Source organism: Alkalihalobacillus deserti (assembly GCF_020734105.1).
GTDB classification, from domain to species: Bacteria; Bacillota; Bacilli; order Bacillales; family Bacillaceae_D; genus Halalkalibacter; species Halalkalibacter deserti.
Genome location: NZ_JAJAFR010000013.1, coordinates 66,487 through 92,451, shown reverse-complemented (window position 1 = coordinate 92,451; position 25,965 = coordinate 66,487). Strand labels below are relative to the sequence as shown.

The window sequence follows — 25,965 nt, the reverse complement described above, 5'->3', positions numbered from 1 at the left end:
CAAACTTCTACTTAGTATCCAAAGGGGATTACTATGCAAACAAAACCCAATATATTAAATAAAGGAGTGTTTTTCCCTTTCGTATCGGCATCCCTCAAAGGAATTTCTCAAGTATTTTTGATTGAAAATGTCATTACCGGTTTACTAATTCTTATTGCAATAACAATTACTTCTTTTTATTTAGGTATCATTGCTCTACTATCATCATTTATTGGCACTTTAGTTGCAAAACTTGGGGGGGCAGATGAAAAGAGTATAAATCAAGGCTTATTAGGATTTAATTCCGTGGTGACAGGAATAGCATTAGCAATATTCTTAACTGGACCGTATGTGTGGTTTGTTGCTTTAGTTGGATCAGCCGTAGCTACGATTTTTACAGCAGCCATGAATCACTTTATGAAGAAAACAGAAGTACCGATTCTTACTACCCCCTTTATTATCCTGACATGGTTTATACTGCTTTCTACTTACAATTTTAAAAATATTAACATAAGTTCTAAATTGATGCCTCAAGATTTAACAACCTGGGAAATAAATATAGTAGGAGAAATCAAGTTAATAGAAGCAATCATTCATGGGTTTGGACAAATAGTTTTTCTAGATGACACAATATCTGGGATTTTATTATTTATTGCTGTATTTTTAGCGGGAAGAAAACTAGGATTTTATGCAGTCATTGGAAGTGTATCTGCTGTCATTATTGCATATGTTTTAGGAGCAGAGCACACTTTAATTACAGCAGGACTTTACGGGTATAATGCGATATTAACCATTATAGCCGTATCTGCTGTTTTTAATAGTGAAAATAACCGTTTTGCACTATTTTCTGGTATAATCGCCGCTTGTTTAACAATACCTATAACAGCAAGCATTAGCATATTTCTTTTACCATATGGTCTACCTACTTTAACAATGCCTTTTGTTCTTTGTACATGGTTTTTCTTAGCGGCGAGAAGGTTTTTACCAAATCTATGAATTGGGGAAGTACTGCAAGCCCGAATTATAATAAGTATATTTTTCTGGTACACATGACATGTAAGGAAACAAACAGGAAAGAATAGCAAATTAAGAGCGAATTTTTAAAAACGATTGTTAATTATGCTTCTTCTTTAAGAGGTCTGGATGGGTGCCTGAAGAATATTACACTATTGGATTTTTAAAAAAAGTTTATTCTGAAGTGAATTGGTAGGGTATATAAGCAGGTGAGAGAATGAACGAACAAGACATGATTAAATTTTCTGTTGAATTAATAAATAGGAATATTAAATAATAGTAAATTCTGCATAAAAAATCGTTTTTAAATTAACTGTTAACCGGAGGACCAAATGATAAAACCATCTTACTTCTATTAATTTCTAGAGCCTATTTCAAAAGAATTAGCACATGTTGCGCGGGAACTAGAAAGTAGTATTTTAAAAGCCCGCGCATGATGCTTACACATTCAAGAATTTTTGTCGAAAATATGCTGCATCAGATCATAAAAGTCGAGAAGCTACCTGATGAGCCAAGAGCGAGTTTAAAAGAAAGACTTGATTTACTTAACGAAAAAGGTTACTTAACCCCACAAATACGAGATGCGCTTCACCATGTTCGTCAAATAGGAAACCAAGCTACACACGACTCTCGTCCATTTCGATACTCTGAAGCGCTATTGTCATGGGAAGCAATCTATCGAATTGTCAAATGGTATGTCGAAGTATATGGCCCTGTCAATTTTATTGTTCCGAGTTATCAAGATCCTTCACCAATTATGGAGCAGTCGCTAGATGTTACAGAACTTGAGTTACGCCTTAAATCATTGGAAGAATTACTTAAAGCTTCCATTCAAGTTCAAGGTGAGGAACCAGGAAAAACGGAAGCAGCTGCTACAACCGAGGAACTTGTAGATACAAAACTTCCAGGTTTCACGCCAATTCGTACTCTCGTATATAAAGGTCAGGAACTCGATGTCCCTTATTTTCTACGTGATGCATTCTTATTGCCACAAAGATTTGATAAATCGGAAACATTTCTAATCAGACTTGGAGGAGAACAACAGGCACGTGAGTGAATTACCGAACAACCTTGAAGGTTTGCATAAACACGTAAAACGATACAATGAAAAAAATGATGAAATTCTTTACGATGAATTAAAGACTTTTATTCAAGAAGAGGAGGTTCGTAGAAAGCTTACACTCGAACGTGCAGGTGAACTATTCTTCTTCTACAAAGCCGACCACATTGTCGTGACAGAGAAGTTATCCAATATCCCTCTTACGACATCAGAATTTACGGGGATTCCAAGTCTTCTCAGACAGTTAAATGAAGATAAAATCGAGACAGTCGGTCAATTGCCAAAAGAACTTGTCATTCTTGCGAAATATGAAAATGTTGGTGTTGGAACGGTTGAGAAGTTGTTTGATCAGTTGAGGAGTAAGCAGTAGCTAGAGGCTATTAGACCATTATAAATGAACTGTTAGCCTATTATTATAGCAAGGTTTCTGACCTCTAACGCTTTAAAGCCTGGGGTCAGGAACCTTTTTTATTTATAAATATCCGAAAAAAACTAACATTTTTCGAGTGGTGACACAGGCACGACTTGCCACTTTTGTATGGGCTTTTTACAATTTTAGTGATATTACTTAATGTAAAAAATTGTTGAATTGTAATATATAATAGTCTTAAGTGAGAGACCTATATATCACTTATAAAGTGAAGGTTTTATATGTTGCTAAATATGTAGTTAATAGTTTTATTGATACTAGTTCTGAGAGTAAGTTGGTTTACATATTAAGGAGGTAATTTATATGATTAGCCCAATTTCTATTTTTGAAAATGACGACCTTTTATTTGAAGCAACAACTATCCAAGAAGCTGCAAGATTCCTAGCAGAGCACTTGAATACAACTAAATATAAATGCTATGACACAATTGAACGTGGCTACGTTTATAACATTCCTTACTATGTTAAAGAGGACGAATATCGTTTTGTCGCTCCAGAAGAAATTTCAACGAAGCGTCGTAAAGAACTTGAAGAAAGAGGGCATAAAAATTCTCGTCGTGTTTGGTTAGTTCCAGCGAATCCCAAAGAATATGACTTAGCTAGTGCATTTAGCCGTTATGATGCATTAGGCTGGAAGCGTTCTTATAACTATGAAAATGGCGATATTTTATTTATGTATGTTTCAGGGAACGTTCAAAAAGTCCGTTATAAAGTGGAAGTGATAGAAGGATTAGTACGAACTGATGATGTTAGTTACGATAGAATGTTTTGGATGGATGATCAGAAATTTGAGCAATCAAAAGAATGGAATCGTACACGTTTTCGTTTAGTAGATGAGGTTGATACTTCTGATTTAGCTCTTGCTCAATTACGTGACCATGGTTTAAAAGGGAATATTCAAGGTTCAATGAAACTAAATGGAGAACTTCGGGATTACATATGTCGTTCTTTGAACATGATTTGACAGAAGGTTTTTATCCGGATGAAGTCTCTGAAACTTTAGAAGAAGGAAAGTGTAAAACGGTTAGCGTCAATGTCTATGAACGGAACCCTATTGCTCGTAAGCGATGTATAAATCACTTTGGAGTTCAATGTCAAGTTTGTGATTTGAATTTTGAACATACATACGGAGAAGTAGGAAAAGATTTTATTCATGTCCATCATATTGTACCACTTCGCGAAATAAAACAGGGCTATATTGTAGATCCAATACAAGATTTAATCCCTGTTTGTCCGAACTGTCATGCGATGCTTCATAGGAAGGAGAATGGAGTGTGTTTAACGGTGGAACATTTAAGGCACCGTTTTTAAATAGGTAATAACGAACCATCTTGATAAAGAATATTTTAATAGCTGGATGTCATGTTTACAAAGGAAAAACTCGCTTGATCTCAATATTTGATAGTATAGAGGTCAGAAGATTGTTGAACGGTCAAGAAGTGAGCCCGTTAGCAGCAATTCCGTGTTGTTAGAAAAGCAATAGATTGTAATTGGTTCTCACAGACATATACAGACACAGGTACTGTTTATTTCGTTTGGGCAAACAAAGGAAGCGTGAGAACGGCCTCTTTGCTTCAAGAGTATAATTCATTGTGTTCGTTAAGAATGGGAAGAGGGACCTGTCCCCTGTCCTTCAAAACATAGTAATATTATCTTAATGGCAGGCATTATAGATGCTTATAGGAGGAGTTTAGTGAAGAAAATAAGAATTGCTTTATTGCACTTATTACCTATTGCTGGTGATATTACATATAATCAAAATCTTATAGAAAAAGCAATTAAAAGGGCAGCAGAAAAAAATGTCGATTGGCTAGTAACTCCAGAATTAGCTACTAGTGGATTACAGTTTACTCATCTCATCGGAACTGATTGGATAAAACAACAACCCGATAAATGGATGAGTCATTTACATAACATGGTTGATTTGTCTAAAACAACTGTATTTATTGGTTGTGCTGAAAAATTAAAACAGGATAATAAACTATACAATTCAGTTTTCGTGATTAATCAAAAAGGTGAATTAATAGGAAAACAAAAAAAGATTGCTAGGGTAGATAATTGGTCTGAATCAGGTAGGTTTATTGAACCAATAGATTTGGGGTATGTAAAAGTTGGTGTATTGATCTGCGCAGATTCCTATACAAAAAATATTGCGGACACCCTGTTGACCAAAGGTGCAGAAATCTTAATTGCTCCTTCATCTTGGGGACCAGGTTTGCACGGGCCGAATGGTGAATGGGAGCAAAGGTCCATTGATACTGGCTTACCTATATTTGTATGTAATCGTACTGGGGAAGATAAAACCGTCTCCTTTTGGGAAGCAGAAAGTTTGGTTATTAAGAATGGTAAACGACTTCTTTCACATAAATCTACACAATCCGCGATTTTAATTTTTGATTGGAATTTGGATAATATGGATTTAATATCTTCTAATTTTGTAATTGATTATATTGATTGAATTTATTTTAATTAAAATTTTTTACCAGAAGAACTTTACATTTATTAATATTTTAATAGGGAGTGAATGTATGAAGGGAAATGAAAAAGTCCTGAAAGACAAAGAGAGAGAATACGACAAGAAGAGTTAAAGCGAAATCCTGGAAGAAATATGAGAGATGCTTCCAATAGAGCACAGTATGGTAGTCTATTGGACTTAGTGAATAGCCTATAGAAAATAATAAGAAGAGGGATACGAGGTATGAACCTTTTAAACTATTTCTGTATACAGTTCATTCTTTTTGGAGTGTTGATCTTTACTAGTTATTACTCGGATGATTATATAAGCAAGCCATTCACTTTCAATGACTTAATAGCATCAATCACGGATGCAAGGGGACGGTTCTCGTGCTTCTTTAAAAAGCTGTTTTGATAGGTTATTCATTAACATGTAGAGAATGTAGCTGGTGAATTGATCAAAATAGCTCTAATAAAAAGGCCCCCCCAGTTGATTAAGAACGTAGGGAGGAGCCTTTTGTATGAACTGGGCTAGCAGGATTCGAACCTACGCATGACGGAGTCAAAGTCCATTGCCTTACCGCTTGGCTATAGCTCAACAATATTTTTATTATGGATTGGATTAAGATTAATTCAAACGATCAATTTTTTTAATTTAATAAAACAAAAAGAAAAACGAACTTACTCATTTAGTTAGAGGTGAAATGATTACAGAGATTGCACCGATAGAAGAGTATCTTACAGTTTGAAACAAATAACTTACTGAAACCTTACATCAGAAACACGATGTTAAACTAACCGTATCTGAACCAGGGAAGCAAGAGAAGAACGAAATCGCTATGCGATGGCTAAAGGTCAAAACCCCAATGCGATTTAAAGAAACATAGAGTATAATGTTGTTATAAAATTGGCAATAAATACACCTATGGAAGGAAAAAGATTGAAATTCCATTATTCGATACAGGTAGCGAAATTCCTCCTTCGAATTATGGACATTTCGTGTCAGTTAATAATAATTTGGAGCTATACTGGAGGTCGCGACTTCATTCTTCTGGGGCAATCAAAAATTTTGCGTGTGAGTATAAATATATAGATAGATAAAGGCACAACGAGCAGATAAAAATCCGCTCGTTGTGCCTTCTTTCGCGCAAAACTTCCGATTGTCCCCTTAAAGAACCGTCCCTTTGCTCCCTCTTTGCTCCTGTCCCTTTGCTCCTAAGTGGAGAGAACGATTACTAGTCCATTAGAACATCGTATTTTAGCAATGGAAGATGTGAAGAGTATTGACTCATCATTTAATATCGGATCAAGCAGCATTAATGTCTGAAGAGTTATAGGGGATCATCCAAAGCCTGAGGTTAAACTTAGGATTTTTTTGAATATTCTTTAATGGGAGAGGGGGTTTCGGGATCACCCCTAAGGCGGGCCTGTCCCCTTGTCCCGTTGTGATATAATAGTAGCAACTAATCGATTTGGTATATTTAAAGTTAACATAGACAATGAAAATATAAATCTAATTTCGATTTGAGTTTCTCTTGAGATGTAAGTATTTAATTGCAATCTTTTCGATATTAAACAATAGTTAATTTTGGAAGGGGATACATAATTGTGAACTCGAAATATTTAGATTTGTTGGCCCAAAAATATGATTGTGAAGAAAAAGTGGTCACTGAAATTATCAATCTAGAAGCCATCCTTAATCTACCAAAGGGGACAGAACACTTTGTTAGTGATTTACACGGGGAGTATCAAGCTTTTCAACATGTGTTAAGAAATGGTTCGGGGAATGTAAAAGGGAAAATAGAAGACCTTTATAAAAAGTTATTAACTGAAAAAGAGATTAAAGAATTTGCAACATTAGTTTATTATCCTGAAGAAAAAATAAAGTTAATTAAGAATGATTTTGATAATGATAGAGAATTACATCAATGGTACACAGTGATCATTGAGCGTATGATTAATCTCGTTTCTTATGCTTCTTCTAAATATACTCGTTCGAAATTACGGAAAGCATTGCCTGATCAGTTTGTTTATATTATAGAAGAACTCTTATACAAAACGGATGAATTCACAAATAAGGAACCTTATTATACCAAAATTGTCCAGCAAATTATTTCCCTAGGTCAAGCTGATAAGCTCATTATAGGTCTTGCTTATACGACTCAGCAATTGGTTGTTGACCATCTTCATGTAGTGGGCGATATTTATGATCGCGGCCCCGAACCTGACAAAATTATGGATACTCTCATCAATTATCATTCCGTTGATATTCAATGGGGAAATCATGATGTCCTTTGGCTAGGGGCCTTCGCTGGATCCAAGGTTTGTCTCGCTAACATTATTCGTATCTGTGCCAGGTACGACAATTTGGATATTATTGAAGATGTGTATGGAATCAACCTCAGGCCACTTCTTAATCTTGCGGAAAAATATTATAACGACAATTCAGTCTTTAGACCAAAAATACATTCAGATAAAAAAGGATCTGAGGAAGAAGAATTACAAATTACGAAAATTCATCAAGCCATTGCCATGATTCAGTTCAAACTTGAAAGCCCTATTATAAAGAGACGCCCGGACTTTAAGATGTCAGAAAGACTTCTGCTTGAGAAAATTGATTATGACAGAAACGAAATAACGATTCATGGGAAAACATACCCACTAGATAATACTTGCTTTGCGACGTTTAATCCGGAACAACCCGATCAACTGTTAGAGGAAGAAGAGCAAGTAATAGATAAACTGTTATTTTCTGTCCAGCACTCGGAAAAGCTGGCTAGACATATGAATTTTCTTATGAAAAAAGGCAGCCTTTATTTAAGATATAACGGAAACTTATTAATACACGGCTGTATACCTTTAGATGAAGAAGGAAATATGGAAAAAATGGTCATTGAAAATAAAACCTATGCTGGTCGTGAGTTACTTGATACGTTTGAACATTATTTACGACATGCTTTTGCTCATCCTGAAGAGACAGATGATCTTGCGAAAGATATGGTCTGGTATTTATGGACAGGAGAATATTCATCACTATTTGGGAAAAGAGAAATGACGACCTTTGAAAGGTATTTCATAAAGGATAAAAAAACCCATAAAGAGAGAAAGAACCCATACTACCATTTACGTGAAAATGAAGAAATCTGCCGTAAAATCCTAGCAGAATTTGATCTTAATCCTGATCAAGGACATATCATAAATGGCCATACACCAGTTAAAGAAATTGACGGAGAAAATCCAATTAAAGCAAATGGAAAGATGATTGTTATTGATGGAGGCTTTTCCAAGGCTTATCAATCAACAACAGGTATTGCTGGATATACTTTATTATGCAACTCCTTCGGTATGCAACTTGTCGCCCATAAATATTTTAATTCAAAAGAAGATGTCCTTATAAATGGAACGGATGTTTTATCAGTAAAAAGATTGGTGGATAAAGAACTAGAGAGAAAAAAGGTTCTAGAAACGAATGTTGGAGAGGAAATATTACAGGAAGTCTCTATTTTGAATAGTCTGCTGGAGTATCGCTATATGAAATGAAAGGACGAAGGGACAGGAACCACGATCCTGGGATTCAATGAACCTGTCCCTGATGTCCCTTTTAAAAAAGGGAATATATTTCGTTTTGCGAAGTATAATTATTGAAGATATTATTAATTAGGGGTTTTTATATGGAAAATAAGGAGAGTTATAGTAAAGTACTGATTGCTGGATTATTACTCATAGGGTCTTTTATTGCTGTTTTGAACCAAACGCTCATGATTACAGCCATTCCCCCGCTGATGGTAGAAATAAATATCACGGCGAATACGGGGCAATGGTTAACGACCGTGTTTATGCTGGTGATGGGCATCATGGTACACATTTCTGCTTTTTTTATTGAAAAATTACGACGAGACAGCTTTTTCTAACGGCAATGGGAATATTCACGATAGGAACTGTAGTCGCGACAATGGCGACAAATTTTCCTATCTTGCTTACAGGCAGAATTATTCAGTCTATTTGGAGCAGGCGTAATGATTCCATTAATGCAGACGGTGTTTTTACTTATTTTCCCTGTAGAACGACGGGGAGCGGCTATGGGGTATATTGGTCTTGTGATCTCGTTTGTACCAGCAATCGGACCGACGTTGTCTGGGTGGATGATCACGAATTATGACTGGCGCTATATGTTCTATGGAATTATCCCTTTAGCATTGCTGATGTTGGTTTTAGCGTATTTTAGTATGAGGAATGTGACGGAACTAAAAAACCCGAAAGTTGATCCGATATCGATTGTGTTCTCTACATTTGGTTTCGGGGGACTTCTGTACGGGTTCACCAGTGCAGGGAACAATGGTTGGGGGGGTTCATAAACAGTAATCTTCCTTACCCTTGGATTGTTAATGATCTACTTTTTTATTAAGCGCCAGCTTGGATTGTCCCATCCGATGTTGGAATTTCGTGTTTTTAAGGCACGTATGTTTACTCTTTCTACAATCATTTGCAGTATTGGCTTTTTGGGCCTTATCGGGCTTGAGACACTTATTCCATTATATATGCACAACATGCGTGGGTTTACGGCGGTGGAGGGGGGAATGGTCTTGCTCCCTGGAGCACTGATAACAGGTTTAATGGCTCCAATTACAGGAAGAATATTCGGTCGATTTGGAGCACGGGTGTTGGCTATTCCTGGATTAATCATCATGACGATCTCATCCTTTGCATTTCTCTTCATTGATACAACCACATCCATTTTGTATTTAATGGTGATGTATGCGATTCGGATGTTTGGTTTCTCAATGGTATGATGCCAGTCAATACAGCAGGACTGAATCAAATACCGAGAAAATTGATTCCCCATGGGTCAGCGGTAACGAACACGGTGCGTCAGATGTCAGCGTCTATTGGAACCGGATTACTCGTGCAACGATGACAACAGCAGAAAGGGCTGGAGCTAGTCTTCCTCAGATCTCGAATCCCGATATATTTGGAGCCATCATCTCATTTGGGATGATTGGGGTGTTGACGTTTGTGGCGTTGATTCTTTCCTTTAAAGTTCAGAAAACTTCCCCACCGACAGAAGAGGAATGGGAGGTAGAAGCAAGCTAGTTTTTAAAAGGAAAAAGGTTAAACGCTTGATACGGCAAGGGGTTATCAAAAATGCTAAGGTGAGTATGATGACTATGCTACTTCATATTGCTACCAACCTTGTTGAACATTTGCCACGTGAACAGGTGTAATAGAAAAATTGATACTTTGTTTCGTGAATGGGTCCATTATGCACATAGCCATTAAACAAAATCGTCTTCCTTTTATATGTTAGAAACTTTAAAAATTCTAGAAAAAATAAGCTAGATATTGATATTTTACGTTTTCATAAACTTTGTTTCCGTTTCTTGGGTGATATGCATTTTATACAAACAATGGGGAATTTGCATAATAAAGGTACATCAAAAAAGAAGGATTCACAAGAAATTTTTATCTTATCTGTTGCAAGGTCTAATTAAATCCCAAGAAAAAACGGCTAAAAATCCAAAAAACAATTTATATTATTAAAATACGACCTCTTACGAATGAATTTTCGTAAGAGGCTTTTTTAGAGCTCGTGCTTCTTTCTTATACCTAAATAAAAGAAGCATCGGAACCGTCCCAGTATTTTCAGTCAAATATGAAGCGGAAGAAAGTCAGAAGGTAATGAAAATGAAGTTGGTACTCGAAACAATCCACTGACGATTGGTGAACGGGTAACCCTTTTTTACAACGACCTTTTTCAAGGTGATGTCAAATTAGAAATTGAAATGCTAGAACTATTAGTGGCGATAAAGCTTGTGATATGATCCGTAAAGGTAATGAGTTCAATGATGAGCCAGGAGAAAATCAGGAATTTATGTTAGCAAAGTTTTATGTCAAAGCTCATGAAGTGGAAAATGAACCATTTGATTTAAATCATGCTTAATTTTGACGCGGTTAGTTCGGGTGGAAATTCGTACGATGACTTTCTTTTTATCTCAGGACTAGAACCTGACTTTGTGCATACAGTATAAATAATAATTTGTGGAAATGATCGTAATGCTCATCTTTGGGGTAGTCGGGTATTTCATGAGGAAATTAGATATTCCCATCGCTGCCTTTATCCTGAGTTTCATTTTGGCTCCTATGATTGAGAAAACACTGATACAGTCACTCTCTATTTCACAAACTGGAGGATTAATTTTCTTCTCACGTCCGATTTCGGGGACGATAATGGTGATTGCGATTCTCATTTTTATTTTCTCTATTGTTATGAGATTCAAGAAAGCGAAACCAGACAATGGCATTGGAATGTAGAATGAAGACCAAGAGAAGGCTCTTGGTCTTTTAACCTATCGGGCCCAAGGAAGACGTGACTTTCCAACTGTAATCGCGGTGGAGTCTACCAAGAGAAGCTCTTTAGAAATCTTTAATGATCGGCGTGTCACTCGATTGCATTTAGACATGACTAAATGGAATAATTTTTTCATGATGTTGTAGTCTACATGGCCAGCTTTCTTAGAGAGTGTAGGGAGATTGACCTTTGGCAGTCCATATTGATCTCCTAGATCTGCGCAGTCTCGATAACTTTTGAACTCATTCATAGAAGCGCAGATTAGATAGTTAATGATCGTGAGCACAACGGCACCTCCAAAGCAAGGGCAGGGGATAGATTCCGTACTCCTAACAAAAAACGCCAGGTTGCTTCTCAACAAGTCTATAATTTGATATAATAACCATATGTTGTTTATGGAGGACGTCTTCCGTGAAGCTGTTGTCGCAGTTTCACATTTGGGAAGGCGTCTTTTCCTTTCTCCAAAATAAATCTATCTGGTTATTATATCGGTCAGACTAAGGACAGGCATTAGCATCAACTTTCGGAATATTTAGATTAGCTAAAACACCATATGTTAATTGTACAACGTGTTTTGTTCTACATAGATATGTTGATAGATTCGGTTCCATACCAGCAATTGTAGAATTAGATGTGGTAGCTTTTTTAATTATTCTTGTAAATATTTTCACAGTTTGTATGGATGAAAGTATTAAAATACAAGAGCATTAGTGGTTTTTTTTATATTTTTTGAAGTTTAAGAATTTTTGTTGACTTAAATAATCAAGTAATGTAAATTTATCTTAACTTGCATGGTACATGTAACATGTAAGTTAAGATAAATTTTGTTTCTTCAATTTTTTTAGATTTGAAATGGAAGCGGTTTCTTTTAGGGGGGGCAGATCTTTCAGCTGTTGGAAAATGAGTTGAATCTAGCAAGGTTATTTCAATTAAGAGTTTTATTAAGGAGGAATCGAGTTGAAGAGTAAATGGAATTTAATAAAAGGTAGTATTGACTGGCCAGTTTTTATTATTAGTGGTGGGTTATTAGTGATATTCGTTCTAGTATCATTAATAAATTTAGATGCTGTAACCACAATGGTTAATACAGGGTTTGATCTATCCATAAAATACTTTGGTGCTTATTGGCAAATACTTCTGTTCTTTACTTTTGCTGTAGGTTTAGTTCTGTCTGTTTCTAGATATGGTAACGTTAGATTGGGAACATTAACTAAGCCTGAGGGTAGTTTTTTTAAATGGGCTTCAGTTATTGTTGTCTCAGGTTTAGGAGCAGGAGGGGTCTTTTGGGCAGCAGCAGAACCTATCTATTATTTTTTGGAAGTTCCCCCTATGCATTCGAATATCTTACCAGGTACTAATGAAGCAATAGCACCTGCTTTAGCACAGTCCTATATGTCTTGGGGATTTACTGCATGGGCAGTGTACGGTGCAATCAGTGCAATTATCATTATGTACGCACATTACCATAAGGGAATGCCCCTAAAGCCAAGAACGTTGTTATATCCTTTTCTAGGTGAAAAAATATTAACTAGTAAATGGGGCACACTTGCTGACGCAATTTGTATTATTGGGGCAGCGGCTGGAACAGTAGGTACGATTGGCTTTTTTGGGCTACAAGTGAGTTATAGTGCTAATCAAATAATTGGATTACCAGATAATACTTTCGTTCAAGTATCTGTGATTGTAGGTCTGATTGTTGTTGCTGCTATTTCAACAATAACTGGTATTGATAAAGGGATACAGTGGCTTAGTAAAGTAAATGTCATACTTGCGGTGATAATTGGAGTATTTATATTGGTATTTGGCCCAGGGGGCTTTATTATTGATTCATTTATCTCGTCATTTGGGTTTTATGTAAGTGAATTTGTTAATATAAGTAGTTTTCGTCAAGATGAAGCATGGCTTAGTTGGTGGATGCTCTTTTTCTTTGGATGGTTTATCGGTTATGGACCAATGATGGCTATACTAGTAGCTCGAATTTCAGAAGGACGTAGTATAAGAGAGATTTTTATTGTCGTTTCAGTTGTTGCTTCGTTAACGTCCAATTTTTGGTTTACGATTCTAGGAGGATCAGGAATCTTTTATGAAATAAATAATGCCGAATCTGTAAGTGGACCATTATTTGAGAATGGGTTACCAGCTGCAATTATTGCAATTGCACAACAATTACCACTTGGAACAATAATGCCAATGATTTTTCTAGTGTTAACAATCCTATTTGTCATCACAACAGTTGACTCTATGTCATATTCGCTTGCTATGGGTGTAACTGGTGAAGGGAATCCACCTAACTTTGTTAGAGTATTTTGGTCAGTACTTATGGGGGTAATCTCCATTATCTTAATTAATTTAGGCACTGATGGCATTAGTGCACTACAGTCATTTGTAGTAATTGCTGCTGTTCCGGTGTCGATTTTGTTATTACCTTCACTATGGCATGCACCACAAATTGCAAAAATATTAGCAAAAGAACAAGGAATAACTAAGAGTGAGAGTGAAGAGACAGAAAAAAAAATAGTATAAGAAACAAATAAGGGAATAGAAAAAAACTATACTGAAAAAGTTTATTGAAATTTCGGAAAAATCTGTTGACTGACTCATCGGTAGCCGAGTATACTGAAGGTGCATCTTGCATGGTACATGGTAATGATGTAATTTTGGACTTTTATAGAGAGGAGTGTTTCTACTGAATGCAATGGTTGTTACGCAGTTCGGTGGACCTGATTTTTTAGAATACAAAGATGTTGAAACGCCCAAAATTAAAGGAAATCAGGTGTTGATAAAGGTAAAGGCAACAAGTGTTAATTTTGCCGATGTAAAAAAAAGAAATGGTACTTATCCGGGCAAAATTCAACTACCATTTATCCCAGGGCTTGAAGCTAGCGGCATTGTTGTTGCCGTGGGCGACAATGTTAAGAATCTGAATGTAGACCAAAAAGTTATAGCTTTACCTGATGATGGTTCGTATGCAGAATACATTGCAGTTGATGAAAATTTAACTTTTCCAATACCAGAATCTATGTGTCTAGAAAAAGCTGCTGCTTTTCCAATTGTAGCTTTTGCTTCATATAGTTTATTAAATGATATTGCACGAATAAAAAAGGGAGAAAGTGTTTTGATTCATGCTGCTGGTGGAGGTGTTGGTACGACCGCTATACAATTTGCAAAGTTATTTGGTTCTAACAAAATTATTGCATCTGTCGGATCTGATCACAAAACAGACATTGTAAAAGAAGTTGGAGCAGACTATGTGATTAATCATACGGAAGAAAATTTCTCTCAAAAGATTCTAGAAATGACAGAGGGGAAAGGCGTTGATGTAATTTTAGATTCACTAGGTGGAGAAATGTTGAAGGAAAATATGAAGTGTCTTGCACCTTTTGGTCGACTTATTTACTTTGGTAATGCAAATGGACAGAAAGCATCTCTTGATATCGATCAATTATATCCTAGTAATCGGGCAGTTATCGGATTTAGCTTCGGGAAGTATAGAAGTTTGAGACCAGATAAAGTAAGGGAAATAGCAAAACAGGTCATATCATATATGGAAAATGACCTAATAAGTATAGTAGTTACTAAAAAGTTTCCTTTAAAAGAAGCTCCTGCCGCTCATGAGTGGATTGAAAGCCGAAATAGTATTGGAAAAGTTCTATTAATACCTTAATATAAAGGTAAGTACTTTTTTTTATAAAATCTTACCATGGTACATGGCAATCCAGGAGGGGTCCAATGACTGTTATTTCAACTTCAAGTATTACATCACAAGTGACAAATGCAATACGTCAATCTATAGTAACCGGTGAGTATGAACCCGGTAAAAAACTATCTGAAGCAGCACTATCTGAACATTTCGGGGTTAGTAGAACACCCGTTAGAGAAGCATTAAAACAGTTAGAAAGAGAAGGGTTAGTAGAAATTATTCCTAGAGTAGGGACTTGTGTCTTTAAACCAACAGACAAAGAATTAAAAGAGCTGTTTACTGTCAAGGAAGTAATGGAAGGATTGGCAGCAGGTTTACTTGCTGAAAGGGGTAGTTTCAAGGAAATTTTAGACATGGAGCAAGCTGTTGCGAAAATGGAGCAAGCCGTTAAGGTGTCTGACAACTCTCTTTTTGTTGAAGCAAACAGCGAGTTTCACAAAGCTATCCTTGAGGGATCGGACAATTCAAAGTTGAGCTACCTTTTCAATATCCTTTTAAATCAAATTCCTTATAATCGTTACGTCTACTTGAGTATCGAAGTTCCTAATCGTCTTGAGCAATCACTTTTAGAGCATAAGGAGGTACTAGATTTGGTTAAAAAAGGTGACAGTAAAGGAGCTGAGGAAGCTATGCGAAACCATGTTAAAGCAAGTGCATTGCATCTCCAAACAGGTATAATGACTAAACTCTATAAATAATAGAAATAGGGGGAAAAGAAGGATGAAATTTGGAATATTTGCAAACTTAGCTGGAAGAGGAAGATTGGATGAATTTGACAAGTTGCTAGATGAAGCAAGAGAGCAAGCGGTTTATTGTGATGAAACTGGTTATGATTCAATTTGGTACACAGAACATCATTTCGGTCATGAAGGAAATGAGTTAATTGCCAATCCCCTCTTAATTGGAGCAGATATCGCAGCTAGAACCAAAAATATTCGCATAGGGCAAGCGGCAAACGTGATTACGTTTTGGCATCCTCTTCGTTTAGCTGAGGATATCGCCATGCTTGACCAGCTAAGTGGTGGGAGAGTAGAAGTTGGCTTAGCTCGTGGATTGTATGGGCGTGAGGCTGCCAATTTAAATAGTCTTGCTGATCCAAAAAATCAAGAACAAAATCGAGCTTTATTTGAAGAAACTTTTGAAATCTTAAAGAAAGCCCTGACTAAAAAATTCTTTTCCCACAAAGGTAATATATATCAATTTCCACCTGAGGGCTTAAAGTGGAATCATCCAATGAGCCCTGCTTCAGAAGACTTTATGGACCTTGAAAAAGGTGAAATTAATAAAATCTCAATTATTCCAAGTCCTGTACAGTCGCCGCCGCCATTTTGGCAAACGATTGACTCTCCACGCTCAATTGAACTGGCAGCTGCAAACGGTTTAAATGGCATGTTCTGGATGCCTACTGTAAAGGAATTAAAGGGACGATTCGAATTATATAGGGATACAGCATCTAAAGCACAAGGCAGAGACGTTCCTTTAGGAGAAGGGATTGCGTTAGTAAGGGATGTTTATGTTGCTGAGACGATGGAACAAGCACGCGAAGATGCTGCAGAAGCCGTGTTAAACAATTACCGTTGGATTTGTCATTGGAGAGGACTTGGAAATCTAATGGATCCTGGTGAAACGGTGAAACCGGGACAGGAATTAACGTACGATTTCTTACATCCTCGTAATCTATTGTTTGGTACACCTGAGTATGTAACAGAGAAAATTAAAGAGCTACAAGAGGAATTAAATTTACAAAATCTATTGTTATGGGTGAATCATAATGGTCTACCTCATGACAAAATGATGAAAAGTTTAAGGTTGTTCACTGAAAAAGTTATGCCGAATTTTCAAACAAATGAAATCAAGGGGGAAAAGTAAAATGTTAGAAATTAGAAAGATTTTAACAACGATTGAAGAGACACGTATTGATGGTGGGAGAGCGATTGAGAACCCAATAAAGATGGTTGCTGCTGTTGCTGTTATAAAAAATCCATGGGCCAATCAAGGATATGTAGAGGATCTTAAACCAAAAATTGACGAATACGCCCCTCAACTAGGTGAGTTACTTGTAGAAGAATTACTAAAGGCTATTGGATCTCCTGATAATGTTGAAGCTTTTGGTAAAGCTGCTGTAGTGGGGGTAGACGGTGAAATGGAGCACGCCTCTGCGTATATCCATACTTTGAAATTTGGTAATAAATTTAGAAATTCAGTAGAAGGAACGAGCTTTTTAAGTTTTACAAATAAGCGTGGGGGACCTGGAACAAATATTACGATTCCAATGATTGATAAGCATGATGATTCCAAAAGATCACATTACATTACTTTTGAAACTAGTATTGGAGATGCCCCTCGTGCTGATGAAATTGTTGTAGCTATTGGAGCCTCTACTGGTGGGCGCCCACACCCAAGAACAGGAGATAGACATTCTGATATGAAAGAAATGGGATTGGTCTAATATGCCAAAGGTACGTTTTGGCGATCAAACAATCAACTTTGTTGAAAAGGGAATTGGAGAACCAGTTATTTTACTACATGGTGTGGGCTTAGACCACACCATGTGGAAACAACAAATAGACTACTTATCAATGAACCATAGAGTAATAGCATATGACATGCTTTGTCATGGTGAATCTGAAAAAACTAGTGAACATTATGAGCTTATACACTTTGTCGACCAACTTCTAATGCTTTTGGATGGTTTAACTATCACTAAAGCCCATTTAATTGGATTCTCAATGGGTGGTATGGTGGCTCAACTATTTGGAGTGTTACATCCAGATAGAGTCCAGTCTTTGTGTTTTATGAGTGCAGTAGCTAACCGTACCAAAGCCCAACAAGAAGCTGTGCTTAATAGAGTGAAACAAGTAGAACAAGAGGGCCACTTAGTTACAATTGATGAAGCTATTTCACGTTGGTTTAATGAACATTATATGAAAAGTAATCCTGAAATCATTCAGTCAATTAAAAATAAACTTAAGGAAAATGATCCTTTAGCATATTTGAAAGCGTATACGGTATTTGCCAATGCTGACCAAGAGCTATGGGGGAAATTAGAACAAATTAATCAGCCAACATTGATTATGACCGGGGAAGCAGATGTAGGATCATCTCCGGTTATGGCAACACAAATGCATGAAAGAATAAAAGGATCCGAGCTAGTGATTATTCCTTCAATAAGGCACATGCTACCCATTGAAGGAGCAGATATAGTAAATCAAGTTCTTGATTCTTTTATCAAAAAGCATTGCAGTCATTTGTAGGGGGTACTTATATTGGGAAACTTTAAAAAATACAACATGTATATCAATGGTCAATGGGTTGAACCCTCAAGTGGTGAGTATTTTGAAAGTGTCAATCCTGCAACTGGGAAACCATGGTGTTTAATTGCAAGAGGCAACGAGGTAGATGTGGATAGGGCTGTTTTAGCAGCACATCATACCTTTACTAATTCTGATTGGGCTGATATGAGTTATACCGAAAGAGGACACTTGCTCAGAAAACTTGGAGATTTATTAGCAGTTCATGCTGATGAACTTGCACAATATGAGACTCTTGATAATGGGAAATTAATAAGAGAGATGCGTGGACAACTAAACTACTTACCAGAGTTTTTCTATTATTATGCTGGGCTGGCCGATAAAATTCATGGTGAGACTCTGCCAATAGATAAGAAGGATATGTTTGTATTTTCTTCTAGAGAACCTATTGGCGTAGTTGCTGCTATTACTCCTTGGAATTCACCACTATATTTGACGTTTTTGAAACTGGCCCCTGCCTTGGCAGCAGGCAATACAATAGTGATTAAACCATCAGAATATACATCTGCTTCACTTCTAGAATTTGTAAAATTAATCGAGGAAGCTGGTTTTCCTCCAGGTGTTGTAAATATTTTGACAGGATTTGGGGATAGTGTGGGTAGTCCATTAACCTCACATCCATTAGTTAAACGAATAGCTTTTACAGGTGGAAGTGAGTCAGCTAAACACGTAGTTAGAAATTCGGCTAATAATTTCTCGAAAGTCTCTTTAGAACTCGGGGGAAAATCTCCTAATATTGTATTTGAAGATGCTAATCTAGAAAATGCTGCAATGGGTATAATCGCAGGAATTTATGGTGCTTCAGGACAAAGCTGTGTTGCAGGTTCAAGGGCTTTCTTACATGAGTCTATATATGACAAGATAATGAAAATCATCGTAGACCGTGTATCAAGAATTAAAGTAGGCGATCCGATGTCTCAAGATACTGAAATGGGACCTCTGGCTACATTATCACAATTAGAAAATGTCGAGAAATACGTTTCTTTAGGTAAACAAGAGGGTGGAAGACTTATACATGGTGGGAAAAGGCCAGAATATTTAACTGATGGATTTTACTATGAACCTACGATCTTTGAACACCCTGATAATGAATCTCGTATTTCGAGAGAAGAAGTATTTGGTCCGGTTCTTAGTGTCATCCCATTTAAAACAGAAGAAGAAGTTATTAAACTTGCAAATAGTACTGACTACGGACTAGCCGCAGGAATATGGGTATCCGATATAGCTAAGGCGCATAGGGTAGCCAAAAGAGTAAGAGCAGGTATCGTGTGGATTAACACTTATCGAAGTGTCTCGCCAATTGCTCCAATAGGTGGTTCAGGATTAAGCGGGTACGGTAGAGAGGGTGGAATAGAGGCTATTTATGAGTATACACAGACGAAAACAGTATGGGTAAATACCTCTTCGGAAAAAATTCAAGATCCATTTATTATGAGATAAATATATTTAGGGGGAGATCCTAATGAAACTACTTGGTATATCTGGAACAATAACAGGATCGAAAACAGAAATTTTGGTAAAGGAAGTACTAAAAAAGGTTGAAAGTTTAAATGTAGATATTGAAGTGGAGCTCTTGAACTTAAAAGACTATGATGTTCAGTTTTGTGATGGGAGAGATCCTAGTACGTATACTGGAGATACAAAATCATTAATAGACAAAGTAAGTTCAGCTGACTTTTATATTATTGGTACACCAATTTTCCAAGGATCTATTACGGGTGCTTTGAAAAATGTATTTGATTTGGTCCCTATAAGTGCTCTAAGAAGTAAGGTTATGGGATTTGTAGCAACAGGCGGGACATTTCAACATTACTTAGTGATTGAAAATCAATTAAAACCAATTGCTGGTTATTTTAGAGCGTATGTTGCGCCAGGTTATGTATACGCTCATGATTCCCATTTTAACGAAGTAAAAGAAATTACAGATGAAGATGTCTTAACTCGCATTGAAAGCTTGGCGGAAGAAGTGGTTTTTATGCAGAACCAATTAAAAGGTACCACCTCTACAATAAAATCTTAATCAACCAGCGTTTTAAGCTAGGAGGGTATCTATGATTCCATTAGTTCAGAACAATGTCTTAGACTGTGTGAAAAATGGTGAATTGATTATTATCATTGATGATGTAGACACTCAAACAAGTTATTTAATGGGTTTAGCAGAAAAGGTCACGGCCCAAAATGTTAATTTCATGGCCAAGATCGGTAAAGGGTTAGTATACGTCTGTATAGATGGTGAAAGAGCTAGTTATCTCAACCTTCCATTAATGTCTAGTCAAAATAACGGGAAAAAGTTCACTGTATCTATTGATTATAAAACAACTACTACAGGAATATCAGCCTTTGAGAGAGCTGATACCATCAAGGCTATGACTGACCTAAAAACAAAGCCAGATGACTTTAAGAGACCGGGACATGTTTTCCCCTTGATTTTTTTTAAGAATGGAATATTAGACCATATTGGAATTGCTGAAGCAACAGCAGAAATAACAAGAAAGGCTGAATGCTCTTCAGACATTAGTTATCTATGTGAAATTTTAAATAAAGATGGTGAAGTCGCAACACAGTTTGAAACGATGGAAATTTCAGAGGAATATAATATTCCTTGTGTTAGTATTTCTGACTTGTTCAAGGCCAAACGTGCTGATTATATTTGTAGATTTGAAGGATCAATAGCACATGGGCAAGGGCTCGGAAGGAAGTTGGGATATCCTACCGCTAATTTGCAATCCATAACACAAGAGCATAACTTAAAAAATGGTGTGTATGGAGTGAAGGTCATTTATCAAAATGTTGAATATTACGGGGTAATGAATACAGGGGTGAAACCGACTTTTAACAACCCTTGTCAAGAAAAGTCTCACGAAATATTCATCTTTAACTTTAATCAAATGATTTATAGTGAAAACCTTACTGTCGAAGTGAAGTTTTTTATTAGAGAAGAAAAACAATTCACATCAATTTACCACTTAATCTCACAAATGGGAAATGATATAAAAGAAGTTAAGACCAAGTTTGGTTTATTAGAGAGGGTTGAGATTGGGTTGTCATGAGTGAAGTACATGAATTAATTGATATTAATCTCACAGATCTTTCTTTTGCTAACCGATGTCTTGAAGTCTATGGGATTAATAGAGGTATCTATAATACAATAGATTTCTGGTTTTATGAAAATGGGATAAAAGAAATCAAACTAAGGAGAAAAATAATCCTTAATTTTTTGGAATGTGTTTGTATTAAAAATAGTAAAAGAACCAAATTTGGAAATGGTGGACTAACATCTGCATTAACAATTTTTTTAAAAGGGGCTAGTGTTCACAAAAGGAGCGTATCAAATGCTAAACTTAATGTACATTAATGGTGAATGGACGGGAGAAAACCTAGAAAAAATCAATATTTATAATCCCTCTAATAATGAAATTATCGGGACTGTTCCTAAAGGTGGAGAATCAGAAGCCCACCTAGCTATAAATGCCGCACATGAAGCTTTCACAACCTGGTCTAAATTAACTGCAGAAGAAAGAAGTACCCTATTAAGAAAATGGTATGAGATTATCGATATTCATAAGGAAGAACTAGGAGAAATTTTAACAAAAGAGCAAGGGAAACCCTTAACTGAGGCCATCGGAGAGATTAAGTATGCGAACGGTTTTATTTCATGGTATTCAGAAGAGGCAAAGCGAGTTTATGGGGAAACCATTCCTTCATCTCACCAGAATAAAAGGATTTTAGTTCAAAAACAACCGATCGGTGTGGTCGCAGCAATAACACCATGGAATTTTCCAGCGGCTATGATCACACGGAAAGTGGGGCCGGCATTAGCAGCTGGCTGTACAGTTGTTGTTAAACCTGCAGGGCAAACCCCTTTAACAGCATTAAAATTAGCTGAATTATCCGAAAAGGCAGGCATCCCAAAAGGAGTAATAAATGTGGTAACAGGAGATTCTCAAGCAATAGGTAATGTTTGGCTACAAGATGAGAGAGTCCGAAAAATTACGTTTACAGGTTCAACGGAGGTCGGTAAATTTTTAATGCGGGAGAGTGCTAATACAGTTAAAAAGGTCTCGCTAGAATTAGGGGGCCACGCACCTTTTATAGTGATGGACGATGCGAACATAGATAAAGCGGTCTCTGGAGTTATAAATTCGAAATTTAGAAATGCTGGTCAAACTTGTATCTGTACAAACCGTATTTATGTACATGAGTCAATTGAAAAAGAGTTCATTGATCAATTAGTTAGTCAAGTATCGAATCTAAGAGTTGGAGATGGAATGAATGTTGAAACAGATATTGGTCCCCTTATAGACAGGGCTGCAATAGATACAGTCATTCAGCAAATCGAAGACGCAAAGAATAAAGGTGCAAAAATTGAGTTTGGTGGTAAGAAATTAGAAGATGAAAATGGCTCATTTTTTGAACCGACTGTCCTTTCGAATGTTACAGATGAAATGGTTTGTATGTTAGAAGAAACATTTGGACCGTTAGCTCCCATTACTACATTTAAAACAGAAGAGGAAGTAGTAGCAAGGGCGAACAACACTAACTTTGGACTTGCTGCTTATGTCTTCACAGAAAATCTTGGAAGGGCAATAAGAATAAGTGAGAACCTAGAGTATGGAATCATTGGTCTTAATGATGGTCTACCTTCTGTACCACAAGCTCCCTTCGGAGGTTTTAAAGAAAGTGGTCTTGGTAGAGAAGGAGGACATCATGGAATTGAAGAATTCTTAGAAGTTAAATATATCTCGATAGAGTTTAGTTAATTATTAAGCATGAGGCAAGCTAAAATTTGTGCATAATAAATTAGAAAATAAAATCGCCACTCAAATAGGGTGGCGATTTTAGAATGTTATAAATGAAAATGTTGATTTCTATAAATAGAGTTTTAGCGGTTGCCAAAGAGAGTATTGCTGTGGTGAATTTAGATTTATATTTGGTCTAATTTTTACTTTTGGTGGACTATCAGGAATGTCAGAAGGTCCTAGGGCTATCATAATATTTTTAATCGGTATTTTGCCGTTATTAAATTGTTATACTTCGAGGTTGAAAATAACAAATAGTGCAGGTGAATCACCAACTATTGAAATTTCCATTTTGGAAAAAGCGATTGTTCAGTCGTTTGCTAATAAAGTGAACGATGCGATAGTAGAAGAAACAGCCTAATAGATGCAATGATTTAAATAAGGTGGGATCCGAAAATGACTGCTACAGTGATGAAATTGAAGAATAAAATAGAAGAAAAGAAGATGGAAATGATTAATATCGCTAAAAGAAAAGGTATGGCAAGTCCTGAAACTCTCCACTGTAGTCAGGAATTAGACAATCTTATCTATAAGTTTCAGAGTCTTTCTTTTGTAATACATAAACAAGGTAAAACACCAATTTAACTTGGGTTTTACCTTGTTTTTTCATATAAATCACTAGTTATTCCATCTGTAGTAATATGATTTCTGGTAAACTCTCTTGCTACAAGTTAAGTAGGGTATGAAAGAAGAATATGAGGAAGCATTTCGAGAAGCATCAAAAATAATATCATCTATGAGAGGTTACATATCTCACGAATTACAACGATGTATGAAGTTAAGGGGAAATATTTATTGTTGGTGAAGTGGGAATGAAGATTGATCGAGAAGATATAGATCAGATTGAACCTGAAGAATTGTTAATCGCAATTAAAAATGGATTTAAATTAAAGAAACTTCCAAATGAAGTTGAACAATTAAAAGGATTTCCTGAAACTTTGGAATATATTTATTGGAAATTGTTCGATCCAACAAATGAAAACGAGTCACTACTCATGGGGGTAACCCCCTTAGCTACTGCCTTCATCGCGTATTTGGTCTTTCGTGTTCCCCTAGCGGAGTGTTTATTTAGTTAGTGACCTTGAGAAAGCAAAAAAATGGTATAGTCAAATGCTTGGTTTGGAAGGTGGAGAAATATATTTTGGACATATATATATACTGCACCGATGGATGGGTACGGTAGACATTAATAAATGAACGAGTTGGAGTTTTTGGAGAAACAGAAGAAGAGAATTATATGCTAGATAATAATAATGAAATATGATTTTTTATGAAAATAGAAATTAAGATTAAGTTACAGTAACTAAGGATTTAAAGTAATAGAGAACGGCATATAAAATTATTCTATTAAGACATACTATCCCGAGAGAAGTTTGTATTTTCTTTCTTCAACAAACAGGCGCGTTTCTTTAATAAGGGATAAGTCTATTTTCATAGATTTATGGTAAGGTAATAAAAAGAACTTTTGGTGACAATTAGTCTAATTGCATTAAGAGTTATTATATGTTGTTTGGAATAACAAATTCTAAAGCTTTAAGCATTTGAAAAGCTAAAATAAAGTGTGCATTTCTAATGGAAAACTAGAGAAAAAAAGCAAAAATAGGCTAAATTTTAAATTTAGCCTTAATCCTACCTGACCAATATATCTTTATCCAAAAATAGCTTGCATAATTAAAAATAAGATAGATGGAACTAATAAACAACCTAATCCGGTATAGAAAGTAGCCGTCATAGCTCCGTAAGGAACAAGTTTTGGGTCAGTTGCTGCTAATCCGCCTGCTACGCCACTCGTCGAACCCATTAGTCCTCCGTATACTACTGCGGAACGTGGGTTATTTAGGCCTATATACTTTGCAACAAATGGAGTAGCGACCATAATTAAAATCGCTTTTATTAATCCCGCTGCAATGCTAAGCGCCATGACTTCCGAACTTGCACCTATAGCAGCTCCGGTTACAGGACCGACAATATAAGTGGTTGCCCCTGCTCCAATTGTTGTTAAACTGACTGCATCGGTATATCCAAATGATAAGGCAACAATGACACCAACGAGAAAGGAAGAGAAAATACCTACAAATAATGCTAGAATTCCGTTTAATCCAGCTTTTTTCACTTCTTCAAGTCGAACCCCAAAGGCAGTGGCAATAATGGCTAAATCTCTAAGCATTCCGCCACCCATCAATCCAATTCCAGTGAAGATGGAGATATCGGAGAGGCCTTTTTCCCCTCCTGTATGAATACCGCCAAAATAGGCAAGGACCAGACCTAAGATAATAGCAATTGCAGATCCATGGATTCGCCCTTTTGTTAATTTATTTGAAATGATGTAAGAAACATACATGGTAATCCCAACAAGGGCAAAGGCTGTTACAAGTCCATTTTTTTCTAAAACTGTAGTTATCATATCTAGCATTAAAAAATCCCCCCTATTTAGCTTCTTTTAACAGAATTTCTTCTTCTGGTAAGTCGTTATTATCTTTTCCGATTTTAGTTAATAAAGGAACAAGGGCAAAACTGACAAGAGTAGCAAAAAGTCCAACTAATAGGGCAAGAGGCCCGCCGTCAAGTGCGGCTACGACGTTTTGTTGGGCTGCCATCGCTACGACAACAGGAATATAAATGGCACTCCAAAACTGTAATCCTTCTTGAGATTGCTCGTTTAGTCGATTCTTTTTCCGTAATTTATCAACCAATAAAACGAGAAGCAACATTCCAATCCCAACACCACCAACATTAGCGCTAACACCAACAAGTCCTCCCAATAAATCACCCAAAAAGACACCAACCAACATACAAATGGACAATAAAGAAACTCCGTAAATGACCATTCACTCACATCCTTCATATAGTTTTGTGAAACAGGTAATAAGATG

The 25,965-nt window shown here is 36.3% G+C and carries 26 protein-coding genes, 1 tRNA gene and 2 pseudogenes; 25 read left to right on the top strand and 4 right to left on the bottom strand.

The genetic code is table 11. The features are described from left to right. Positions 1 to 33 precede the first annotated feature (33 nt). The 7 genes and pseudogenes from LDX58_RS18820 to LDX58_RS18790 form a co-directional block, all read left to right on the top strand. Positions 34 to 975, top strand: coding sequence for an urea transporter (locus LDX58_RS18820; RefSeq protein WP_227938350.1), 942 nt, complete (start codon positions 34 to 36; stop codon positions 973 to 975). Positions 976 to 1,426: 451 nt separating this feature from the next. Beyond that, positions 1,427 to 2,050 carry a DUF4145 domain-containing protein gene (locus LDX58_RS18815; RefSeq protein WP_227938349.1) on the top strand — a complete coding sequence of 208 codons (624 nt, stop codon included), beginning with the start codon at positions 1,427 to 1,429 and terminating at the stop codon, positions 2,048 to 2,050. Beyond that, the gene (locus LDX58_RS18810) at positions 2,043 to 2,423 is read left to right on the top strand and encodes a hypothetical protein (protein WP_227938348.1); all 381 of its coding nucleotides are present in this window, start codon (positions 2,043 to 2,045) and stop codon (positions 2,421 to 2,423) included. Before LDX58_RS18815 ends, LDX58_RS18810 begins: the two co-directional genes overlap by 8 nt. 363 nt (positions 2,424 to 2,786) lie before the next feature. Beyond that, on the top strand, positions 2,787 to 3,446 hold the full coding sequence (locus tag LDX58_RS18805) for a hypothetical protein (protein ID WP_227938347.1): 660 nt from the start codon (positions 2,787 to 2,789) through the stop codon (positions 3,444 to 3,446). Beyond that, positions 3,422 to 3,793, top strand: a complete 372-nt coding sequence (locus tag LDX58_RS18800; protein WP_227938346.1) for an HNH endonuclease — start codon at positions 3,422 to 3,424, stop codon at positions 3,791 to 3,793. Before LDX58_RS18805 ends, LDX58_RS18800 begins: the two co-directional genes overlap by 25 nt. A 382-nt stretch (positions 3,794 to 4,175) precedes the next feature. Further along, positions 4,176 to 4,940 (top strand): carbon-nitrogen hydrolase family protein, encoded by a 765-nt coding sequence (locus LDX58_RS18795; RefSeq protein ID WP_227938345.1) that lies wholly within the window; start codon positions 4,176 to 4,178, stop codon positions 4,938 to 4,940. A gap of 99 nt (positions 4,941 to 5,039) precedes the next feature. Then, a pseudogene (locus LDX58_RS18790) lies at positions 5,040 to 5,153 on the top strand (DUF6366 family protein); the annotation flags it as partial. Between the two features lie 309 nt (positions 5,154 to 5,462). Here LDX58_RS18790 and LDX58_RS18785 read toward each other — a convergent pair. Next, a tRNA-Gln gene (locus LDX58_RS18785) sits at positions 5,463 to 5,534 on the bottom strand. A gap of 1,010 nt (positions 5,535 to 6,544) precedes the next feature. Here LDX58_RS18785 and fbp point away from each other — a divergent pair. The 4 genes and pseudogenes from fbp to LDX58_RS18770 all read left to right on the top strand — a co-directional run bounded on the left by fbp (position 6,545) and on the right by LDX58_RS18770 (position 11,245). After that, positions 6,545 to 8,476, top strand: a complete 1,932-nt coding sequence (fbp, locus tag LDX58_RS18780; protein ID WP_227938344.1) for a fructose-1,6-bisphosphatase — start codon at positions 6,545 to 6,547, stop codon at positions 8,474 to 8,476. A 131-nt stretch (positions 8,477 to 8,607) separates the two neighbouring features. After that, positions 8,608 to 10,027, top strand: a pseudogene (locus LDX58_RS18775) (MDR family MFS transporter). 724 nt (positions 10,028 to 10,751) lie between these two features. Then, positions 10,752 to 10,874 carry a hypothetical protein gene (locus LDX58_RS26115; RefSeq protein WP_265416757.1) on the top strand — a complete coding sequence of 41 codons (123 nt, stop codon included), beginning with the start codon at positions 10,752 to 10,754 and terminating at the stop codon, positions 10,872 to 10,874. A 143-nt stretch (positions 10,875 to 11,017) separates the two neighbouring features. Beyond that, positions 11,018 to 11,245 carry a hypothetical protein gene (locus LDX58_RS18770; protein ID WP_227938343.1) on the top strand — a complete coding sequence of 76 codons (228 nt, stop codon included), beginning with the start codon at positions 11,018 to 11,020 and terminating at the stop codon, positions 11,243 to 11,245. A gap of 35 nt (positions 11,246 to 11,280) precedes the next feature. Here LDX58_RS18770 and LDX58_RS18765 read toward each other — a convergent pair whose 3' ends face one another. After that, a complete protein-coding gene (locus LDX58_RS18765) occupies positions 11,281 to 11,568 on the bottom strand; it encodes a hypothetical protein (protein WP_227938342.1) in 288 nt (95 codons plus the stop codon). A gap of 671 nt (positions 11,569 to 12,239) precedes the next feature. Here LDX58_RS18765 and LDX58_RS18760 point away from each other — a divergent pair. The 14 genes from LDX58_RS18760 to LDX58_RS18690 all read left to right on the top strand — a co-directional run bounded on the left by LDX58_RS18760 (position 12,240) and on the right by LDX58_RS18690 (position 24,168). Next, positions 12,240 to 13,805: a BCCT family transporter gene (locus LDX58_RS18760; RefSeq protein WP_227938341.1), complete on the top strand. Its 1,566-nt coding sequence runs from the start codon at positions 12,240 to 12,242 to the stop codon at positions 13,803 to 13,805. Positions 13,806 to 13,968: 163 nt separating this feature from the next. Further along, positions 13,969 to 14,946, top strand: a complete 978-nt coding sequence (locus tag LDX58_RS18755) for a quinone oxidoreductase family protein (protein WP_227938373.1) — start codon at positions 13,969 to 13,971, stop codon at positions 14,944 to 14,946. A gap of 65 nt (positions 14,947 to 15,011) precedes the next feature. Next, positions 15,012 to 15,680: a GntR family transcriptional regulator gene (locus tag LDX58_RS18750; protein WP_227938340.1), complete on the top strand. Its 669-nt coding sequence runs from the start codon at positions 15,012 to 15,014 to the stop codon at positions 15,678 to 15,680. 22 nt (positions 15,681 to 15,702) lie between these two features. Further along, positions 15,703 to 16,851 (top strand): LLM class flavin-dependent oxidoreductase, encoded by a 1,149-nt coding sequence (locus tag LDX58_RS18745; RefSeq protein WP_227938339.1) that lies wholly within the window; start codon positions 15,703 to 15,705, stop codon positions 16,849 to 16,851. 1 nt (position 16,852) lies between these two features. Next, complete coding sequence (locus LDX58_RS18740; RefSeq protein ID WP_227938338.1) at positions 16,853 to 17,431, top strand: amino acid synthesis family protein; 579 nt, start codon at positions 16,853 to 16,855, stop codon at positions 17,429 to 17,431. A gap of 1 nt (position 17,432) precedes the next feature. Next, complete coding sequence (locus tag LDX58_RS18735) at positions 17,433 to 18,236, top strand: alpha/beta fold hydrolase (protein ID WP_227938337.1); 804 nt, start codon at positions 17,433 to 17,435, stop codon at positions 18,234 to 18,236. Between the two features lie 12 nt (positions 18,237 to 18,248). Beyond that, positions 18,249 to 19,733, top strand: a complete 1,485-nt coding sequence (locus tag LDX58_RS18730; RefSeq protein WP_227938336.1) for an aldehyde dehydrogenase — start codon at positions 18,249 to 18,251, stop codon at positions 19,731 to 19,733. A gap of 22 nt (positions 19,734 to 19,755) precedes the next feature. After that, on the top strand, positions 19,756 to 20,313 hold the full coding sequence (locus LDX58_RS18725) for an NADPH-dependent FMN reductase (RefSeq protein ID WP_227938335.1): 558 nt from the start codon (positions 19,756 to 19,758) through the stop codon (positions 20,311 to 20,313). A 31-nt stretch (positions 20,314 to 20,344) separates the two neighbouring features. After that, complete coding sequence (locus LDX58_RS18720; protein WP_227938334.1) at positions 20,345 to 21,343, top strand: 3,4-dihydroxy-2-butanone-4-phosphate synthase; 999 nt, start codon at positions 20,345 to 20,347, stop codon at positions 21,341 to 21,343. Continuing rightward, positions 21,340 to 21,648 (top strand): hypothetical protein, encoded by a 309-nt coding sequence (locus tag LDX58_RS18715; protein WP_227938333.1) that lies wholly within the window; start codon positions 21,340 to 21,342, stop codon positions 21,646 to 21,648. Before LDX58_RS18720 ends, LDX58_RS18715 begins: the two co-directional genes overlap by 4 nt. Continuing rightward, on the top strand, positions 21,626 to 23,053 hold the full coding sequence (locus LDX58_RS18710) for an NAD-dependent succinate-semialdehyde dehydrogenase (RefSeq protein WP_227938332.1): 1,428 nt from the start codon (positions 21,626 to 21,628) through the stop codon (positions 23,051 to 23,053). Before LDX58_RS18715 ends, LDX58_RS18710 begins: the two co-directional genes overlap by 23 nt. A gap of 205 nt (positions 23,054 to 23,258) precedes the next feature. After that, the gene (locus tag LDX58_RS18705) at positions 23,259 to 23,453 is read left to right on the top strand and encodes a hypothetical protein (RefSeq protein WP_227938331.1); all 195 of its coding nucleotides are present in this window, start codon (positions 23,259 to 23,261) and stop codon (positions 23,451 to 23,453) included. Between the two features lie 35 nt (positions 23,454 to 23,488). Beyond that, positions 23,489 to 23,677: an aspartyl-phosphate phosphatase Spo0E family protein gene (locus tag LDX58_RS18700; protein ID WP_227938330.1), complete on the top strand. Its 189-nt coding sequence runs from the start codon at positions 23,489 to 23,491 to the stop codon at positions 23,675 to 23,677. Between the two features lie 227 nt (positions 23,678 to 23,904). Then, a complete protein-coding gene (locus LDX58_RS18690; protein ID WP_227938329.1) occupies positions 23,905 to 24,168 on the top strand; it encodes a hypothetical protein in 264 nt (87 codons plus the stop codon). Positions 24,169 to 24,740: 572 nt separating this feature from the next. On the opposite strand, the gene madM is transcribed toward LDX58_RS18690, so the two are convergent. Further along, positions 24,741 to 25,505 carry a malonate transporter subunit MadM gene (madM, locus tag LDX58_RS18685; RefSeq protein ID WP_227938328.1) on the bottom strand — a complete coding sequence of 255 codons (765 nt, stop codon included), beginning with the start codon at positions 25,503 to 25,505 and terminating at the stop codon, positions 24,741 to 24,743. A gap of 13 nt (positions 25,506 to 25,518) precedes the next feature. Next, positions 25,519 to 25,920 carry a malonate transporter subunit MadL gene (madL, locus tag LDX58_RS18680; RefSeq protein ID WP_227938327.1) on the bottom strand — a complete coding sequence of 134 codons (402 nt, stop codon included), beginning with the start codon at positions 25,918 to 25,920 and terminating at the stop codon, positions 25,519 to 25,521. Between the last annotated feature and the right edge of the window lie 45 nt (positions 25,921 to 25,965).

Coding starts and splice junctions, on each gene's coding strand:
- LDX58_RS18820 (WP_227938350.1), top strand. CDS start 34: ATGCAAACAAAACCCAATATATTAAATAAAGGAGTGTTTTTCCCTTTC.
- LDX58_RS18815 (WP_227938349.1), top strand. CDS start 1,427: ATGATGCTTACACATTCAAGAATTTTTGTCGAAAATATGCTGCATCAG.
- LDX58_RS18805 (WP_227938347.1), top strand. CDS start 2,787: ATGATTAGCCCAATTTCTATTTTTGAAAATGACGACCTTTTATTTGAA.
- LDX58_RS18800 (WP_227938346.1), top strand. CDS start 3,422: ATGTCGTTCTTTGAACATGATTTGACAGAAGGTTTTTATCCGGATGAA.
- LDX58_RS26115 (WP_265416757.1), top strand. CDS start 10,752: ATGATCCGTAAAGGTAATGAGTTCAATGATGAGCCAGGAGAAAATCAG.
- LDX58_RS18770 (WP_227938343.1), top strand. CDS start 11,018: ATGAGGAAATTAGATATTCCCATCGCTGCCTTTATCCTGAGTTTCATT.
- LDX58_RS18750 (WP_227938340.1), top strand. CDS start 15,012: ATGACTGTTATTTCAACTTCAAGTATTACATCACAAGTGACAAATGCA.
- LDX58_RS18745 (WP_227938339.1), top strand. CDS start 15,703: ATGAAATTTGGAATATTTGCAAACTTAGCTGGAAGAGGAAGATTGGAT.
- LDX58_RS18740 (WP_227938338.1), top strand. CDS start 16,853: ATGTTAGAAATTAGAAAGATTTTAACAACGATTGAAGAGACACGTATT.
- LDX58_RS18735 (WP_227938337.1), top strand. CDS start 17,433: ATGCCAAAGGTACGTTTTGGCGATCAAACAATCAACTTTGTTGAAAAG.
- LDX58_RS18725 (WP_227938335.1), top strand. CDS start 19,756: ATGAAACTACTTGGTATATCTGGAACAATAACAGGATCGAAAACAGAA.
- LDX58_RS18720 (WP_227938334.1), top strand. CDS start 20,345: ATGATTCCATTAGTTCAGAACAATGTCTTAGACTGTGTGAAAAATGGT.
- LDX58_RS18715 (WP_227938333.1), top strand. CDS start 21,340: ATGAGTGAAGTACATGAATTAATTGATATTAATCTCACAGATCTTTCT.
- LDX58_RS18710 (WP_227938332.1), top strand. CDS start 21,626: ATGCTAAACTTAATGTACATTAATGGTGAATGGACGGGAGAAAACCTA.
- LDX58_RS18705 (WP_227938331.1), top strand. CDS start 23,259: ATGTCAGAAGGTCCTAGGGCTATCATAATATTTTTAATCGGTATTTTG.
- LDX58_RS18700 (WP_227938330.1), top strand. CDS start 23,489: ATGACTGCTACAGTGATGAAATTGAAGAATAAAATAGAAGAAAAGAAG.
- LDX58_RS18690 (WP_227938329.1), top strand. CDS start 23,905: ATGAAGATTGATCGAGAAGATATAGATCAGATTGAACCTGAAGAATTG.
- madM (WP_227938328.1), bottom strand. CDS start 25,505: ATGCTAGATATGATAACTACAGTTTTAGAAAAAAATGGACTTGTAACA.
- madL (WP_227938327.1), bottom strand. CDS start 25,920: ATGGTCATTTACGGAGTTTCTTTATTGTCCATTTGTATGTTGGTTGGT.